The sequence below is a fragment of the Vibrio sp. 10N.222.46.A1 genome (assembly GCF_041473595.1).
GTDB classification, from domain to species: domain Bacteria; phylum Pseudomonadota; class Gammaproteobacteria; order Enterobacterales; family Vibrionaceae; genus Vibrio; species Vibrio tasmaniensis_A.
The window spans coordinates 1-327 of record NZ_JBFRSN010000743.1; the positions used below are offsets into that span (position 1 = coordinate 1).

Consider the following 327-nt stretch of genomic DNA (forward strand, 5'->3'; position numbering starts at 1 on the left):
CTTGAGCTGTTCAAACGGGTTCACCTTATCCGGAGGGAACTGCATCAAGAACACCATGACCTGGCGAACACAATGCCGCCTGATGAACTCGTGCAATGTCACTCATCAGCAATGCATTGAAGGTCGAGCCACCCGCACCATTAATGGCATTCCCACCACGCTCAATTGTTGGAAATATCGGATAGACCATCATTGTGACCGCCCTAATACCTGCGCAAACCTCCCGAAAGACTGTACGACTCAAACTCAACATTGCCGCCTTAAGCAAAATGGGGTGTGCATCGAGCAAGAGGTCACAAAGCGTTGTGCTGAGAAGACATGCCGAGC

General features: G+C 50.8%; 1 protein-coding gene. It reads left to right on the top strand.

What is annotated here, in order from left to right:
• Nucleotides 1–327, top strand: a 327-nt coding sequence (gene traN, locus AB4496_RS19475; protein ID WP_372131670.1) for a conjugal transfer protein TraN, incomplete at both ends; no start/stop codon positions are given.